This is a genomic window from Flavobacterium sp. CG_23.5 (genome assembly GCF_017875765.1).
Lineage (GTDB): Bacteria > Bacteroidota > Bacteroidia > Flavobacteriales > Flavobacteriaceae > Flavobacterium.
Genome location: NZ_JAGGNA010000001.1, coordinates 2,802,307 through 2,817,481 on the forward strand (window position 1 = coordinate 2,802,307; position 15,175 = coordinate 2,817,481).

Genomic DNA, 15,175 nt, shown 5'->3' on the forward strand with positions numbered 1-15,175 from the left:
ATTCAATACCTATTAAGTTAATTGTCTGTTTTTTTGAAAAACAAACAATAAATAGGTCTGTGATTATTCCAAACGTAAAAAAGGGATAAAATCGTATAGTATTAATTAGAAATGGATTAGTTCCTTCTATCTTCTCCCCAGAGTAATTTGGTACGTAGGGTTTTTAAGAATGTTTCTTCAGGAATCTCTACCATATTTATTTGAAAAGGAGTTTTCTTAATCGTTAGAATTGATTCGTTTTTCACAGATGTTATTCTGGAATCTAGGGAAACTAGATAATTTTCCTCTCTACCGGAAACTTTTAACCGAATTTCTGTTTCATCAGGAACAACAAGTGGTCTTGCGTTTAGATTATGAGGAGCGATTGGGGTGATGACTAAACTTTTTACGTCGGGAGTTAAAATAGGCCCGCCACAACTCAAAGAATAACCCGTTGATCCTGTCGGGGTGGAGATAATCAAACCATCTGCCCAATAAGAATTTAAAAATTCATCATTTAGATAGGTGTCGATTGTAATCATCGAGGTAGTGTCTTTTCGACTAACCGTAATTTCATTCATCGCAAAATTTAAATCCCTAATGGATTCATTCTCTGGAGAACAGGATAAACTCAATAACGTTCTTTTAGAAAGGGTGTATTTTTTTTCAATTACAAACTGCATAAACGCAGCAATATTTTCTTTTTGTACCGTCGCGAGAAAACCTAAACGTCCTGCGTTTATACCTAATATAGGTACGCCTAAATCTCGAACTAAAGTTGCGGCTCTTAAGATTGTTCCGTCTCCGCCAATGCTTATTAACATATCAAAGCTTTGATCCAATTCGGTATGGGATTCAAAAGTTTTATATTCCTTTCTTACAATGTCTTTTTCGTAAAGCATTTTCAAGAAATTGGCCTCAATAACCATTTCTACCTTATTGGTATTAAAAAAAACAAAAATGTCTTTTATTATTGGTTCGGTACTGTTCAGGTAATATTGTCCGTATATGGCTACTTTCATATTTTGTTTAATCGGGGATATGTTTATTCGTTTCTTTTTCGGTAAAACGTCATATTATATATTAAGGTATTTATCTAAATAATCAGAACGCTCTTTCAAACTATTGATATAATTGTCTTCGGGATGATTAGATATGATCTCGTAATTGTATCTTCGGAAAGTTTGAATTATTTCATTTAAAGCACCCAAACTTATTTTCATTGTAATTTGAATAGTTGTAACATCTGCTTCCGAAATAAATAAGCCTAAAAGTCTGCCATTGTTACTTTCAACAATTTGTGTAATCTGACTCATGGAATAATCCAATATTTCTCTCTTAACTATTAATATTCTTCCAGGTTCTTTAAGGAAAGGAGTTTCATGAAAGAATTTCATGATGTCTACAATTTCATAGTAACCTACATAGCTATTATTTTCATCTAATACTGGAATCAAATTAGTGTTGTTTTTTGCGAAAATTTCCAACACATCCAGCCAAATCGTATTTGTTCTGGCAAAAAAGCCTTCAAGGGTATATTTATAATCAGACACTTTTTTACCATCGTCAAATGTTTCAATGTCATCCGCTGCAATGCTGCCAATATAAATACCCTCCTCAATTACGGGAAAATGGGTAAAATGCAAATCATTAAAAAAGTCATGAACAGTCGCAATAGAATCTTGGCTGTCAATCGCTTTAAAATCGTTGGTAATATATTCTGTAATTTCTGTCATAAATCAATCTCCAATATTTCATGCAAAATAATCAAAAATAAGCAAAAACTCCTAGGTTTTACTTTGTATTTTTGCCTAACAAATACTATTTTCAACAATCAAAAAGTGTTCCAATGACAAAGTTAAGTGTAAACATCAATAAAATAGCAACGTTACGTAATGCCCGCGGAGGAAATGTTCCCGATTTACTAAAAGTGGCAGCCGATATTCAAAAGTTTGGTGGCGAAGGAATCACCATACATCCGCGTCCAGATGAGCGTCACATTCGTTATCAAGATGCCCGCGATTTGAAATCAATTGTTTACACCGAATATAATATTGAGGGAAATCCAGAGAAAACATTTATAGATCTTGTTCTGGAAATAAAACCGACTCAAGTGACTTTGGTGCCAGATGCTGTAGATGCGATAACTTCTAATGCAGGTTGGGATACTATAAAACATGCCGCATATCTAACCGAAATCGTTCAGGAGTTTCAGCGCAACGGAATCAGAACTTCCATTTTTGTGGATCCAGTTCTGGAAATGATCGAAGGCGCCAAAAAAATTGGAACAGAAAGAATCGAGTTATACACGGAAGCATTCGCTCATAAATACAGTTTGGGAAATAAAAGAGGAATTCAACCGTATATGGAATCGGCAATTTTGGCTAACCAGTTAGGTTTGGGCATCAATGCAGGTCACGATTTGAGTTTGGATAACATTCAGTTTTTCAAGGAAAATATTCCGGGTTTACTAGAGGTTTCTATCGGCCATGCACTGATTTCCGAAGCCATTTATCTGGGATTGGATAATGTGGTTAATATGTATTTGCAAAAGTTGAAATAAGAAATAAATAAAAACAATTATAACCTGATGTAATTGGGTTGTAATTGTTTACTTTAGCATTTTTCTTATTAAAATTCAGTGTTGAAACCAATTGTTTTGTTTTGTTTATTATGTTTTTCTAATTTGTTTGCGCAATCCAAGGTTACAATAGTTGGGAATGTGAAATCTTTTGAAAACGAAAATTTAATAGGAGTAAGTATTTCTTTTGATGCTAATAATCAGCATTACTATTCTATAAGTGATGCTTTGGGATGCTTTACTGAAGAAATTCCATCAGGATTGGTTAAAATTGCAGTTAATCATTTTGGTTACCTTGAAAAAACGTTAAGTTTTGATTTAAAAAATGACTCGATAATTTCTATTGTATTAGAAAAGAATGTTTCGTTTTTAAAAGAAGTTGTAATATCTAATAATAAGAAAAACTGGATTACAAATCTATCTGGCGGTAAATTATCATTTAATTTAAAAGAATTAGCTACAGTTCCAACAGTTCTTGGAACAACGGATATAATCAAAATTTTGCAGTTAACACCAGGAGTGCAAAATTCTGGGGATGCAAATGGTTATTTGTATGTACGAGGAGGTGATCCTGGACACAATACAATATTATATGATGGGATACCAATTTATGGAATGTCACATCTGCTGGGTGTTTTTCCTTTTTACAATACGGATCATATACAGGAAGTTGAATTTGACAAATCAAGCTCAAATGCAAAATATGGAGGACGTTTAAGTTCCACAACTTTATTGATTCCTAATAAAAAAATCCCTTCGCAATTTACAATTCAAGGAAATGTTGGTTTACTGGCTTCTCAGGCTACTTTGAGCATTCCGATTAGCGAAAAATCTGGAATTACCATATCAGGAAGGAAAACATATATTGATGAAATAGTCGCTCCTATATTAAATTCAGGTTCAAAAAATAGCGATGTCCAAGATATGAAATATGGATTCGTGGATGGTAATTTAACTTTTGTTACAGAAATTTATAAAAACAACTTGTTAACTGTTTCTGCTTTTTCAAGTGCCGATAAATTACAAATAAAAGACGCCAATTTAGCCTTACATACAAGTTTAAAATGGAGTAATTTAAATATATCTCCTGCTTTATTTACTAAATTATCTTCTAAAACAAGTATGTCGAATGCTGTCTATTATACGCGATATACAAATGAGTTAAATATGGAGCAATCAACAATTCAAATGGGCGTTTCCTCATTTGTTGAAGATTTCGGATTTACAAATTCAGTTAGTTATTCGGTTAATGAGGTTCCTTTTGAATCAGGTTTGCAATATGTTTATCATAATTTACAACCACAAAAAATCCAAATTGAAAATTTAAGCATTGCCAATAATACAGAACAAAATAATTTAATTAAAGCTAGCGAATTTGCTGTTTTTACAACTGCAAAACCAAAATTACTTGATAATTTAATTGCAGAATTAGGTTTAAGGATTAGCTATTATAATTCGGGGGTAAAATCATATTTGCATTTTCAACCTCGTGTTGTTCTGAATTATTATATGAATAGAAATCTTTCTTTTTATGCTTCTTATAATAGACAAAATCAATATTTAAATTTAATCACAACTTCAAGTGTAGGGATTCCTACCGATTTTTGGATTGCAAGTTCAGATGGTATCCCCGCGCAATCCTCCAATGAATTTGCTTTAGGTTCAAATCAAACTATCTCTAAAAGCATTACATCTTCATTTGGCGCATTTTATCGTTCAATGAATAATTTACTGGAATATCCGTACGGAGTTACACAGTTTAATGAAATTTCCACATTGAAAAATGATTTGTTGGAAGGGAAGGGAAAAGCATACGGATTAGAAATGATGCTGAAAAGAAATAATGGTAAGTTTAAAGGATGGCTAAGCTACACTTTGAGTTGGTCTGACAGAAACTTTGAAAAGCTCAATAATGGAAATACTTATTATGCTAAATACGATAGACGCCATAATTTATCATTGGTTGGAACGTATAATTTAAATTCAAAATGGAATTTGGGTGTCACTCAGATTTTTAGTTCAGGAAATCGTTTTACAATGCCTACATCATGGTATTTTATAAATAACAATCCTGTCAAAGAATATTCGGAGTATAATAATGCCCAAATGCCAAATTATATTCGAACAGATCTTTCTGGTAATTATTTTTTTATAAAAAACTCTAAAAAAGAAAGTGCACTGAATTTTTCTATTTACAATACTTTCAATATCGAAAACCCTATTTATGTTGTTTTGAATGTGGTTGTCAATGAAAATAAAGATAGTGTAGTTGTTAAGCCTGAAAAGAAGGTTTTGTATAGAATACTTCCTTCCATAAGTTGGAGATTTAAATTTTAGATGATGAAAAAGTATAGTTTATTTCTTTTGATGATTATTGCGTGTAGTTGCAACAATGACAGGTTTAGTGATGGAATTAAGTTGGAATCAAAATTAGCGGTAGAAGGCTGGATTGAAGAAGGAGATGTTCCGCAGGTAATATTGTCCAGTACGATACCAATAAATGATGTTGTTGATTCTACAAATGTTTTGGAGCACGTGATACGTTCGGCAAGAATAACGGTTTCTGATGGAGAAACGGTGGAAGTTTTACGTGTTAAAAATGATGATAATAGAGTTCCGCCGTTTGTGTATTTTGGAAAAGAAATAATCGGGAAAGCAGGGAAGACTTATACCTTGAAAATTGAGTATTTAAATAGAGTAGTAGTAGCCACGACAAGTATTCCTAAAACAGTAGCAATTGCAACGGCAGAATATGTAAAAAAGAATGCCACGGATACTACCGGATATGTTTTTATAAATTTTGATGATCCTATAAATGAAAAGAATTATTATCAGGTTGCAACAAGAATAGATGGACAAGAACCTATTTTTGTTCCTGCTTTTTATGGTAATCTAGATGATGAAAAATTTAAATCTCACTCAATTTCAATGCAGGTAAATAGAGGAGTATTACTTTTTCCTAAAACTAAATTTAAACCCTATTTTACCGATGGTGATTTAATTTTTGTAAAATTAAGAACCATGAATAAAGAAGCATTTGATTTTTGGAATAGTTGGCAGGATGAAATTGTAAATAGCAGAAATCCTATTTATCCATCCAATACAAGTCTGGAATCAAATATAAAAGGCGGGGTTGGCATTTGGGCTGGCTACGGTCAAAACACTATATTAGTTAAAACACCTCCAAAAAAATAGGCTGCCCTTTTCGGACAGCCTCATTCTTTTTAATTATTTAAAAATGGCTTCTTAATTTCTTTCAAAAGCTTTCAAGAAATTTTCGAATTTAGTTTCAAGATTATCAAATCCTGTAGAAAAATAAGAACTCATAGCAACTTCGGTACTGTCATTGAATTTTAAGTAAAGTACTTCGTCGTAATATTGGATAGTAATTGTTTCGCCATTGCCATTATATGACCAATGTCCTCCATTAGTATAAAATGAATCTTTAACCCATACTGGTACTTCATTATCGTAGCTATACCCTTTTTCTGAACGGTAGACAACGTCAGCTATCTTAGTTCCGTCTTTTTTGGATACTAATATCAGTTTCAAGTTTTTATTTGAATTGACCACATTCCCTTCAGAATACTTTTTATTGTATGTGTTTTGAGCCGTGTAATATGCTTTGTAGTCAGCTTTAGGGCTTTGGTAATCAGGATCAGTAGGATAGACCAAGGTTTTCTCTAAAGCTTCTTCATCTTTAGTTTGTGTAGCGATATCCATATCGGCTACAATGATAAAGTTATCCATGATTTGAACCAGACCATTTGCTTTGCCTTGGTATTGAATAAGGTCTTCATCTTCTATTAAAGCATCAATGTCAGCAGTGCTTCCTGCGGTAAATGAAACTAAATTTTTCCCGTTGTAAGTAAATGAAGATTTAGCCGTGTTTTGAGTTGCTTTCTTACTTCCAGTGATTTCATATGTATAGCCATCATTTAAAACCATTTTGAAGCTAGATTCATCTGGAGTTTCTACAGTACCGGTATATTTTGCAGTTGTTGTAAAAGTTGCAGCTTGCACATTATCAATAGTTAGAATTGCATCTACTGAAGTTGGTAAATAAAATTCATCATTTATAGTAGTTCCAGATTGCCAATTATAACTGTCTTCAAGTTTTACTTTTATGTTTGATGAGTTACTTTTAGAGGATAGTGTTGCATTGTTAGCAGTTTGAGTTGCTTTTGCAGGGAAGACAAATTTTAATTCAGTGGTTGAAGCTGTTTTAACCCAAATTTTTGTTGAATTATTCCAGGTGTAAATTCCATATACACCAGAAACATTTAGAATATCTTCTATTTCATTATCGTTTTTTCCATTGAAAATGTCAACAGAACTGATACTTAATAAATTACCTAAATTTTGAATGGCTTCAATAGCTCCAGATGTTTTTGATTTATCCATTTGAACTACCATTTCATTGGCTTCAGCCTCTAATTTCACTTTTTGTTCAGCTGGAGTTAATTTAGAATAAGGTTGTTTGATGATGTTTGCAATTTGCTCGGTTAGACTTCCTTCAGTAGTGGTGTCTGGATTGTCATTGCTGGTACAAGAGACGGTAAGTTGCGAAATAATTACTGAAAACAAGAAAATTTTTTTAATCATGGTAAATGAATTAAGTTAGGGGGTTTGTTTAATCAATCTTTTTGATTGATATTGTAAAATTTAGATTTTGTTTTTTTAACAATAAAACATCTAAATTTGCGTCCAAAATTAGTCTTTTTTAGTGTTCTCACAATACCCACTTTTAGTGATATTCAATCGTAACCTAGCTTTAGAATATTCGTTGGATGAAATTAGTTTATTTATCTTTGTAAGATTTCTTAATAATAAATTTACCTAATCCTTATAAAATGCTCTACTCAAAAATAGAAGGTTCAGGCAAACCGCTTTTAATCCTCCACGGCTTTCTGGGAATGTCCGATAATTGGAAAACACTTGGAGCTCAATTTGCCGCCGATGGTTTTCAAGTTCATATGATCGATTTACGCAATCACGGACGAAGTTTACATTCGGAGGAATTTAGTTATGAAATCATGGTTCAGGATATTTTTGACTATTGTCAAGCCAATAGTTTACAAAACATCAATATCATCGGTCATTCCATGGGCGGAAAAGTGGCCATGCTTTTGGCGACAACTCATCCGGAATTAGTAGATAAATTGATTGTTGCTGATATTGGACCAAAATTTTATCCGCAACACCATCAGGATATTTTAGCGGGATTAAATGCAGTTGATTTTTCCAAAAAACCAACACGCAGTGAAGTCGAAGAAATTATGTCACCACATATTCCTGATTTTGGAACGCGACAATTTTTAATGAAAAGTTTGTATTGGCAAGAACCGGGACAACTCGCATTCCGATTTAATCTGGAAGTTTTCAATAAAAAAATGGAAGAAATAGGAGTTCCATTGCCTCCCAATGCTATTTTTGAGAAACCAACATTATTTATACGCGGCGGAAAATCTAATTATATTTTGGACAGCGATTTCGAAAATATAAAGCAGCATTTCCCTGATGCAAGTTTAGAAACGATTCCTAATGTAGGGCATTGGCTTCATGCCGAAAATCCAATTCTGTTTCATCAAATAGCAAGTTCCTTTTTAAAATAAATTAAACAGATTTAAATATTTACTACATTTATTAAAATTTTAAAACAAAAATCTATGAATTTATTACTCAGAATCCTTATTACATCCGGTTTAGTATTGCTAATTGCCCACTTTATGCCAGGAGTCCATGTGGATAATTTTACTACAGCTTTAATCGTGGCGATAGTTCTTGGTTTGCTTAACATATTTATCAAGCCTATATTGGTGCTACTGACTTTGCCAGTTACTATTGTTACATTAGGATTGTTTTTACTAGTGATAAATGCGGTAATTATTTTGTTGTGTACTAATATAGTAGGCGGATTTCATGTTGATTCATTTTGGACTGCCTTAATCTTTAGTATTGTATTGTCACTATTACAATCTATAATGAATGGTATATTGGGAGAAGGAAAGTAATTGCTTATTTTAACAAGTAATTATGAGTTAATGAACTAGCTGTAATAGTTAATTCAATACCTTTGTTTTTTACAAAAGTAAATTATGACAAAAAAGGTTTACATATTACTATTGGTTATGCTTGGTTTCTTTATGATGCCAAGCATGGCTTTTGCATGTGAATCTAAATCGGAGAAAACGAGTTGTACAAAAGAATCTGCTTCGCAAACTTGTGAAAAAGAATGTTGCAACAAGGAAAAAAAATCAAAAAGCCATGAGGGCTGTGACGGAGGCTGTAAACATGTTTCATGCGGCAGCTCAGTAGTTAATTTGGCTTTGTCTTCTCCATTTTATGTTGAAATCAATACGCAACTTTTTAGTTTTTCACCTGAGAAACAAAATTATTATTACTCAGAAATCTTTATCTCTTCTGATTTCCGTTCGATTTGGCTTCCACCTAAAATAAGCTAAATCTTTTATGCACAGCCATAAAAGGGTCTAATTCAAAGCGGAAAATGCTTTAAAATCATTAAATTTATAGTCATATTTAATTTGAATTTTAACGATAATGTTAGAATTTGAAAATGACTATTTACTAATTCAACTTAAAATTATATACAATGAACACAATAAAAAAATTATTGATGGCAGTTACACTATTGCTTTCAATCACAATAACTAATGCACAAATTAAAAATGCTAAAACAGAAACTATAAAAATTTATGGGAACTGCGGAATGTGCAAGACTACTATTGAAAAAGCGGGAAATCTTAAAAAAGTAGCGCTGGTAGATTGGAACAAAGACACCAAAATGGCAACGCTTACTTACGATTCACAAAAAACAAATCAAGATGAAATCTTAAAACGCATCGCTTTGGCGGGTTACGACAGCGAAAAATTCCTGGCTCCTGATACTGCTTATAATAGTCTTGCCGGTTGTTGTCAATATGACCGTGAGGCAAAAGTTGCTGTAAAAAGCGAAACTAAAACTGAAATGGGAACTATGGAAAATCACAGTCAACACGCTATGGCATCAGAATCAACAATGACCGTTCAAAAAAAGGAAAATAAATTGAATCCTGTTTTTGAAACTTATTTTTCATTGAAAGATGGTTTAGTGAAAACGGATGGTAAAATGGCTGCTGCCAAAGCGAAAGAAGTATTGAATTCCTTAACCGCTGTAAACATGAACGACTTGCCAATGGATGTTCACATGGTTTGGATGAAAGTAATGAAAGATTTAATGGCTGATGCCAAGAGTATTTCTGAAACAGAAGATATTAAAAAACAAAGAACCGTGTTTATGGGCTTGTCTAAAAACATCTATGCTTTGATAAAAGTGGCGAAGTACGAAACTCCAGTTTTTTATCAATTTTGTCCAATGGCAGATGGAGGAAAAGGAGCCAATTGGTTAAGCAAAGACAATGCAATTAAAAATCCATATTATGGTTCTCAAATGATGTCTTGTGGTAAAACGGTCGAAACCATTAAATAAAAATGAAGATTTATATCAAAAATATGGTATGCAATCGCTGTATAAATGTCGTGAAGTCCGAAGTTGAAAAAATTGGACTTCACGCTATTTCAGTTCAATTAGGCGAAGTACTACTTTCAGAAGATTTCAAGGAGGGCGAGAAAGAGCGATTGTCAAAAAGTTTGCACGAACTTGGTTTTGAATTATTAGATGATAAAACAAGTATAACTATTGAGCGGATTAAAAATCTGATTGTTGATATGGTACATTATCAAAATACCGAATTAAAAATCAATTTATCACATTATTTAGCGGAACACTTGATGCAAGATTATAACACATTAAGCAATCTGTTTTCTGAAGTGGAAGGGAAAACTATAGAACATTACTTTATTACTCAAAAAATTGAAAGAGTAAAAGAGTTGCTTCTGTATGATGAATTTACATTGAGCGAAATTGCTATTCAATTGAAATATAACGATGTAGCGCATTTGAGCAATCAGTTTAAAAAGGTAACGGGTTTGACGCCAACATACTTCAAAAAAGCAAAAGAAGCCATCCGATTCGAAATTGACAAATTATAAATTTTACAATTTATTATCAATATTATACAATAATCTAAAACGATTATTTTTAGAACTTTGAATAGTTAAAATAAAGCTAGAAGTAAAAATAAAACTAAAAAATATTAAAATGAAAAAAGTATTCTTATCAATTGTAATTATGGCTGTAACTTTAACAGCTTGTAATCAGAAAGTCAAGCAGGTTGAAGAAACAAAAGTTGAAAAAACTGTTGCAACCACAGATTTATATGCTTGTTCTATGCATCCCGAAGTAACGGGAAAGAAAGGGGATAAATGTTCTATTTGTGGTATGGAACTAACAGTACCGGTTAATGAAGCTACAACTGTTACTCCAAATACGACTGTTGAAACAAAAACAGAATCAACTGTTACAACAACTTCCCAATCTTCATTTTCTACAAGTGAAATTGTAGCAAATTATTTGAAAATAAAAAATGCATTTATTAAGGACGATTCAAAAGGTGCGGCGAATGCAGCTAAAGCATTATATGCGACTTTCAATAGTTTAGATGGCAAGTCATTGGACACGAAAATGAAAGCGGAATACATTGATATAAAAGATGATGCTAAAGAACATGCGGAACACATTGGTAGCAATGCTGGAAATATTGAACACCAAAGAGAACATTTTGCTATGTTGAGTAAAGACATAAATGATTTGATAAAAACTTTTGGAACGACTCAAAAATTGTATCAGGATTATTGCCCAATGTATGACCAAGGGAAAAGCGGATATTGGATTAGCGAAATTAAAGAGATCAAAAATCCGTATTATGGTTCGCAAATGCTTACTTGCGGAGGAATAAAAAAAACCTTTTAAAATGAAAATCGTTATCAAAAGAATAATAATTTCAGGTTGTGTTATTCTTTTGCTATTACAATTTTATCAACCCGTCCGTAATTTAGATTATGGACGGGTTCTACCAATTCATTTTAACAAAACATATAATGTTCCTTCAAATGTTAACAACATTTTAAAGACTTCCTGTTATGATTGTCACAGTAATAATACAAAATATCCTTGGTATTCCTATATTCAGCCAACGAGAATGTTTATGGATAGCCATACTACTGAAGGAAAAGAGAATTTAAATTTCAGTGAATTTGGTAATTATTCTAAACGAAAACAAGGGAATAAATTAGATAGAATTATCAAACAAATTAAATCAGATGAAATGCCATTGTCTTCTTATACCTTAATCCACAGAAATGCTAAACTCACTATAGAGAATAAAGCAGTATTGATACATTGGATGGAGCGAATGAGAGATAGTATTTCTATAGAAAATTAAATAGTATGGTAGAAAAACTCATATCATTTTCTCTGAAAAATCGAGTAATAGTATTGCTTGTTTCCGCCTGTCTATTTGGTTGGGGTATTTATAGCTTGCAACAAAATCCCATTGATGCCATACCCGATTTATCAGAAAATCAGGTTATTGTTTTTACCGAATGGATGGGAAGGAGTCCGCAGGTTATTGAAGATCAGGTAACTTATCCTTTGGTTTCTAATTTGCAAGACATTCCAAAAGTGAAGAACATTCGGGGTGCATCCATGTTTGGGATGAGTTTTGTCTATATCATTTTTGAAGATGGCGTCGATGCTTATTGGGCTAGAACCCGCGTTTTGGAAAGATTAAACTATGCGCAACGATTGTTGCCTCAAAATGTCGTGCCAACCTTAGGTCCTGATGGTACGGGTGTCGGACATATTTTTTGGTATCATTTAAAAGCCAATGGTATGGACTTGGGAGAGCAAAGAGCGCTGCAAGATTGGTATGTGAAATTTGCATTGCAAACCGTTCCCGGTGTGGCGGAAGTGGCTTCCTTTGGCGGTTTTGAAAAACAGTATCAATTGGTATTGGATCCTTTAAAAATGCAGTACTATAACGTAAGCATGATGGAAGTGATGAATGCCGTTAAGGCCAACAATAACGATGTTGGCGGACGAAAGTTTGAAATGAGCAACATGTCTTACATTGTGAGAGGATTGGGTTATATCAAAAACATAAAAGAGGTAGAAAATATTGCCATTAAAAATTACAATGCTGTTCCCGTAAGAGTAAAAGATCTTGGTTCTGTACAAATGGGAGGCGATTTGCGCTTGGGAATTTTTGACGAAAATGGCGACGGAGAAGTAGTCGGTGGAATTGTGGTCATGCGATATGGGGAAAATGCCGATAAAGTAATAAAAGCGGTGAAATTGAAAATGAAAGAAGTCGAAAAGGGACTTCCACAAGGTGTTACTTTCAAAACTTCCTATGACAGAAGCGAACTAATAGAGCAAGCAGTCGAATCCGTTAAAGGAACTTTAATCGAAGAGATGATTGTGGTATCTATTATAGTTCTTCTGTTCCTTTTTCATTGGAGAAGTGCACTAATTATCCTCATTCAGTTGCCCATATCCGTTGCTGTAGGTTTTATTTTGCTTCAAGTTTTTGGGATTACATCCAATATTATGTCATTAACGGGAATTGCACTTGCGATAGGCGTTGTGGTCGATGACGGTATTGTAATGGTCGAAAATGCATATAGAAGTATTTCAGAAAAACAAGAAGAGATGGATAGTAATCAACAATCGACTGATAAATGAAAAGCTTTTTAAAAAATGTATTCAAAAAAGAACACGACCCATTATCTTCGGAAGAAAAACTGAAAATAATCGAAACCTCTTCTAAATTGGTTGGCCCCGGTGTTTTTTATTCCACTATAATCGTAATTACTTCATTTTTACCGGTATTCCTTTTGACAGGTATGGAAGGTAAATTGTTTAGCCCGCTGGCCTGGACAAAATCCTTCATCCTCATTGTCGATGCGTTTTTAGCCATCACGCTTACGCCGGTTTTGATTAGTTATTTACTGAAAGGAAAACTTCGCCCAGAAAACAAAAATCCAATTAACAAAAAATTAGAAAGCATCTACACACCGATTTTAACTTTTTGTTTAAAATGGCGAAAATCATTGTTGGGAATCAATATCCTCGCATTATTAATTGGGGTTTTTATGTTTACACGCTTAGGTTCGGAATTTATGCCTCCTTTAGATGAAGGTTCCATTTTGTTCATGCCGGTAACGTTGCCTGATGTGTCAAATTCCGAAGTAAAACGAATTTTGCAGGTTCAGGATAAACTGATAAAATCGATACCGGAAGTGTCTCATGTTTTGGGAAAAGCCGGAAGAGCAAATACAGCAACCGACAATAGTCCAATAAGTATGATTGAAACGATTGTTTTGCTTAAACCGCAACAAGAATGGAGAGACGGTAAAACAAAAAATGATATTGTAACAGAAATAAACAATAAACTGCAAATACCTGGGGTAACCAATGGATTTACCCAGCCCATAATTAATCGGATCAATATGCTTTCTACCGGTATCAGAACTGATGTGGGAATAAAAATTTACGGAGCAAGTCTGGATACCATTGATGCCTTATCCCAAAAAATTAAAAAAGCACTAGAAGGTACTGCGGGTGTTAAAGATTTGTATGCCGAACCCATAACTGGCGGAAAATATATTGATATTATAGCAAAACGCGAAGCAATTGGCAGATATGGACTTTCGATTGACGATGTAAATAATGTTGTTGAAGCGGCTATTGGTGGAATGAAATTGACCACAACCATCGAAGGTAGAGAACGATTTTCAGTAAATGCCAGATATGCACAAGAATACAGAAATAGTATTGAGGCATTAAAAAAGTTGCAGGTGCAAACCATGCAATTTGGACCAATCCCATTGGAAACCATAGCAGATATACAAATAAGTGATGGACCACCGATGATCAATAGCGAAAACGCAATGCTTCGCGGCAGTGTATTGTTTAATGTTCGGGAGCGCGACTTGGGCAGTACCGTAAAAGAAGCGCAGGAAAAATTGAATGCGTTGATGACCAGAATGCCTAAAGGCTATTACGTCGAATGGAGCGGTCAATGGGAAAACCAAATTAGGGCCAACAAAACACTAACCATGATATTACCAATTGTTCTTGTTATTATTTTTCTTGTTTTATACTTTACCTATCATTCAATGAAAGAGGCCTTAATAACGATGATAACCGTACCATTTGCCTTAATTGGCGGAATATTTATGGTCTATTTTTATGGTATTAATTTATCGGTGGCGGTGGCTGTTGGCTTTATTGCACTGTTTGGACTGGCTATAGAAACAGCCATGTTAATGACCATTTATTTGAATGAAGCCATGAATAAAATGGTAGAAAAATACGGCAATAGTAATGAGACTATCACTGAGGCTATTTTACGACAGTATATTATTGATGGTTCAGCAAAAAGGTTACGACCAAAACTGATGACGGTTTCCGTTTCGTTGTTTGGTCTAATACCCATTCTTTGGGCAACAGGAACTGGTGCCGATGTGATGCTACCTATTACTGTTCCACTCATTGGAGGGACGATAACTTCAACTATTTATGTTTTATTGGTAACACCAGTTGTTTTTGAAATGGTTAAGCTACGTGAATTAAAAACAAAAGGTAAAATTGAAATTATAGATGCTAAAGAATAAATATTTTCTCGTTATAAGTTGTTTGGTTCTAAATGT

15 protein-coding genes are annotated in these 15,175 nt (G+C 33.4%); 12 read left to right on the top strand and 3 right to left on the bottom strand.

Annotated elements, in window-relative coordinates:
- Positions 1-116 precede the first annotated feature (116 nt).
- Positions 117-1,001: an NAD kinase gene (locus tag H4V97_RS12055; RefSeq protein ID WP_196849937.1), complete on the bottom strand. Its 885-nt coding sequence runs from the start codon at positions 999-1,001 to the stop codon at positions 117-119.
- Between the two features lie 54 nt (positions 1,002-1,055).
- Positions 1,056-1,715: a CBS domain-containing protein gene (locus tag H4V97_RS12060; RefSeq protein ID WP_196849936.1), complete on the bottom strand. Its 660-nt coding sequence runs from the start codon at positions 1,713-1,715 to the stop codon at positions 1,056-1,058.
- Between the two features lie 113 nt (positions 1,716-1,828).
- Between H4V97_RS12060 and H4V97_RS12065 the strand changes: the two genes are divergently transcribed.
- The 3 genes from H4V97_RS12065 to H4V97_RS12075 all read left to right on the top strand — a co-directional run bounded on the left by H4V97_RS12065 (position 1,829) and on the right by H4V97_RS12075 (position 5,755).
- Positions 1,829-2,542, top strand: a complete 714-nt coding sequence (locus tag H4V97_RS12065; protein WP_209549840.1) for a pyridoxine 5'-phosphate synthase — start codon at positions 1,829-1,831, stop codon at positions 2,540-2,542.
- A 78-nt stretch (positions 2,543-2,620) separates the two neighbouring features.
- Positions 2,621-4,897: a TonB-dependent receptor plug domain-containing protein gene (locus tag H4V97_RS12070; RefSeq protein WP_209549841.1), complete on the top strand. Its 2,277-nt coding sequence runs from the start codon at positions 2,621-2,623 to the stop codon at positions 4,895-4,897.
- 3 nt (positions 4,898-4,900) lie between these two features.
- Positions 4,901-5,755, top strand: a complete 855-nt coding sequence (locus H4V97_RS12075) for a DUF4249 domain-containing protein (RefSeq protein ID WP_209549842.1) — start codon at positions 4,901-4,903, stop codon at positions 5,753-5,755.
- A 51-nt stretch (positions 5,756-5,806) separates the two neighbouring features.
- Here H4V97_RS12075 and H4V97_RS12080 read toward each other — a convergent pair whose 3' ends face one another.
- The gene (locus tag H4V97_RS12080; RefSeq protein WP_209549843.1) at positions 5,807-7,165 is read right to left on the bottom strand and encodes a hypothetical protein; all 1,359 of its coding nucleotides are present in this window, start codon (positions 7,163-7,165) and stop codon (positions 5,807-5,809) included.
- 248 nt (positions 7,166-7,413) lie between these two features.
- Here H4V97_RS12080 and H4V97_RS12085 point away from each other — a divergent pair, with 248 nt between their 5' ends.
- From H4V97_RS12085 to H4V97_RS15955, 9 genes are all read left to right on the top strand, one after another.
- Entirely contained in the window at positions 7,414-8,175 is a 762-nt protein-coding gene (locus H4V97_RS12085) for an alpha/beta fold hydrolase (RefSeq protein ID WP_209549844.1), read from the top strand.
- 54 nt (positions 8,176-8,229) lie between these two features.
- Positions 8,230-8,574 carry a phage holin family protein gene (locus tag H4V97_RS12090; RefSeq protein ID WP_196849933.1) on the top strand — a complete coding sequence of 115 codons (345 nt, stop codon included), beginning with the start codon at positions 8,230-8,232 and terminating at the stop codon, positions 8,572-8,574.
- A gap of 84 nt (positions 8,575-8,658) precedes the next feature.
- A complete protein-coding gene (locus H4V97_RS12095) occupies positions 8,659-9,024 on the top strand; it encodes a hypothetical protein (protein WP_196849932.1) in 366 nt (121 codons plus the stop codon).
- Between the two features lie 149 nt (positions 9,025-9,173).
- Positions 9,174-10,049, top strand: a complete 876-nt coding sequence (locus H4V97_RS12100) for a DUF3347 domain-containing protein (protein ID WP_196849931.1) — start codon at positions 9,174-9,176, stop codon at positions 10,047-10,049.
- Positions 10,050-10,051: 2 nt separating this feature from the next.
- Positions 10,052-10,612, top strand: coding sequence for a helix-turn-helix domain-containing protein (locus H4V97_RS12105; protein ID WP_196849930.1), 561 nt, complete (start codon positions 10,052-10,054; stop codon positions 10,610-10,612).
- Positions 10,613-10,721: 109 nt separating this feature from the next.
- Positions 10,722-11,432, top strand: coding sequence for a DUF3347 domain-containing protein (locus tag H4V97_RS12110; protein WP_196849929.1), 711 nt, complete (start codon positions 10,722-10,724; stop codon positions 11,430-11,432).
- Position 11,433: 1 nt separating this feature from the next.
- Positions 11,434-11,904, top strand: a complete 471-nt coding sequence (locus H4V97_RS12115; RefSeq protein WP_209549845.1) for a heme-binding domain-containing protein — start codon at positions 11,434-11,436, stop codon at positions 11,902-11,904.
- A gap of 5 nt (positions 11,905-11,909) precedes the next feature.
- On the top strand, positions 11,910-13,205 hold the full coding sequence (locus H4V97_RS15950; RefSeq protein ID WP_209549846.1) for an efflux RND transporter permease subunit: 1,296 nt from the start codon (positions 11,910-11,912) through the stop codon (positions 13,203-13,205).
- A complete protein-coding gene (locus H4V97_RS15955) occupies positions 13,202-15,139 on the top strand; it encodes an efflux RND transporter permease subunit (RefSeq protein WP_196849926.1) in 1,938 nt (645 codons plus the stop codon). The genes H4V97_RS15950 and H4V97_RS15955 overlap by 4 nt, the downstream gene beginning before the upstream one ends.
- The last annotated feature ends 36 nt before the right edge of the window (positions 15,140-15,175 follow it).

What these genes read in the sequence shown, in the direction of transcription:
- H4V97_RS12055 (WP_196849937.1), bottom strand. Translation starts at nt 1,001, where the DNA reads ATGAAAGTAGCCATATACGGACAATATTACCTGAACAGTACCGAACCA.
- H4V97_RS12060 (WP_196849936.1), bottom strand. Translation starts at nt 1,715, where the DNA reads ATGACAGAAATTACAGAATATATTACCAACGATTTTAAAGCGATTGAC.
- H4V97_RS12065 (WP_209549840.1), top strand. Translation starts at nt 1,829, where the DNA reads ATGACAAAGTTAAGTGTAAACATCAATAAAATAGCAACGTTACGTAAT.
- H4V97_RS12075 (WP_209549842.1), top strand. Translation starts at nt 4,901, where the DNA reads ATGAAAAAGTATAGTTTATTTCTTTTGATGATTATTGCGTGTAGTTGC.
- H4V97_RS12080 (WP_209549843.1), bottom strand. Translation starts at nt 7,165, where the DNA reads ATGATTAAAAAAATTTTCTTGTTTTCAGTAATTATTTCGCAACTTACC.
- H4V97_RS12085 (WP_209549844.1), top strand. Translation starts at nt 7,414, where the DNA reads ATGCTCTACTCAAAAATAGAAGGTTCAGGCAAACCGCTTTTAATCCTC.
- H4V97_RS12090 (WP_196849933.1), top strand. Translation starts at nt 8,230, where the DNA reads ATGAATTTATTACTCAGAATCCTTATTACATCCGGTTTAGTATTGCTA.
- H4V97_RS12095 (WP_196849932.1), top strand. Translation starts at nt 8,659, where the DNA reads ATGACAAAAAAGGTTTACATATTACTATTGGTTATGCTTGGTTTCTTT.
- H4V97_RS12100 (WP_196849931.1), top strand. Translation starts at nt 9,174, where the DNA reads ATGAACACAATAAAAAAATTATTGATGGCAGTTACACTATTGCTTTCA.
- H4V97_RS12105 (WP_196849930.1), top strand. Translation starts at nt 10,052, where the DNA reads ATGAAGATTTATATCAAAAATATGGTATGCAATCGCTGTATAAATGTC.
- H4V97_RS12110 (WP_196849929.1), top strand. Translation starts at nt 10,722, where the DNA reads ATGAAAAAAGTATTCTTATCAATTGTAATTATGGCTGTAACTTTAACA.
- H4V97_RS12115 (WP_209549845.1), top strand. Translation starts at nt 11,434, where the DNA reads ATGAAAATCGTTATCAAAAGAATAATAATTTCAGGTTGTGTTATTCTT.
- H4V97_RS15950 (WP_209549846.1), top strand. Translation starts at nt 11,910, where the DNA reads ATGGTAGAAAAACTCATATCATTTTCTCTGAAAAATCGAGTAATAGTA.
- H4V97_RS15955 (WP_196849926.1), top strand. Translation starts at nt 13,202, where the DNA reads ATGAAAAGCTTTTTAAAAAATGTATTCAAAAAAGAACACGACCCATTA.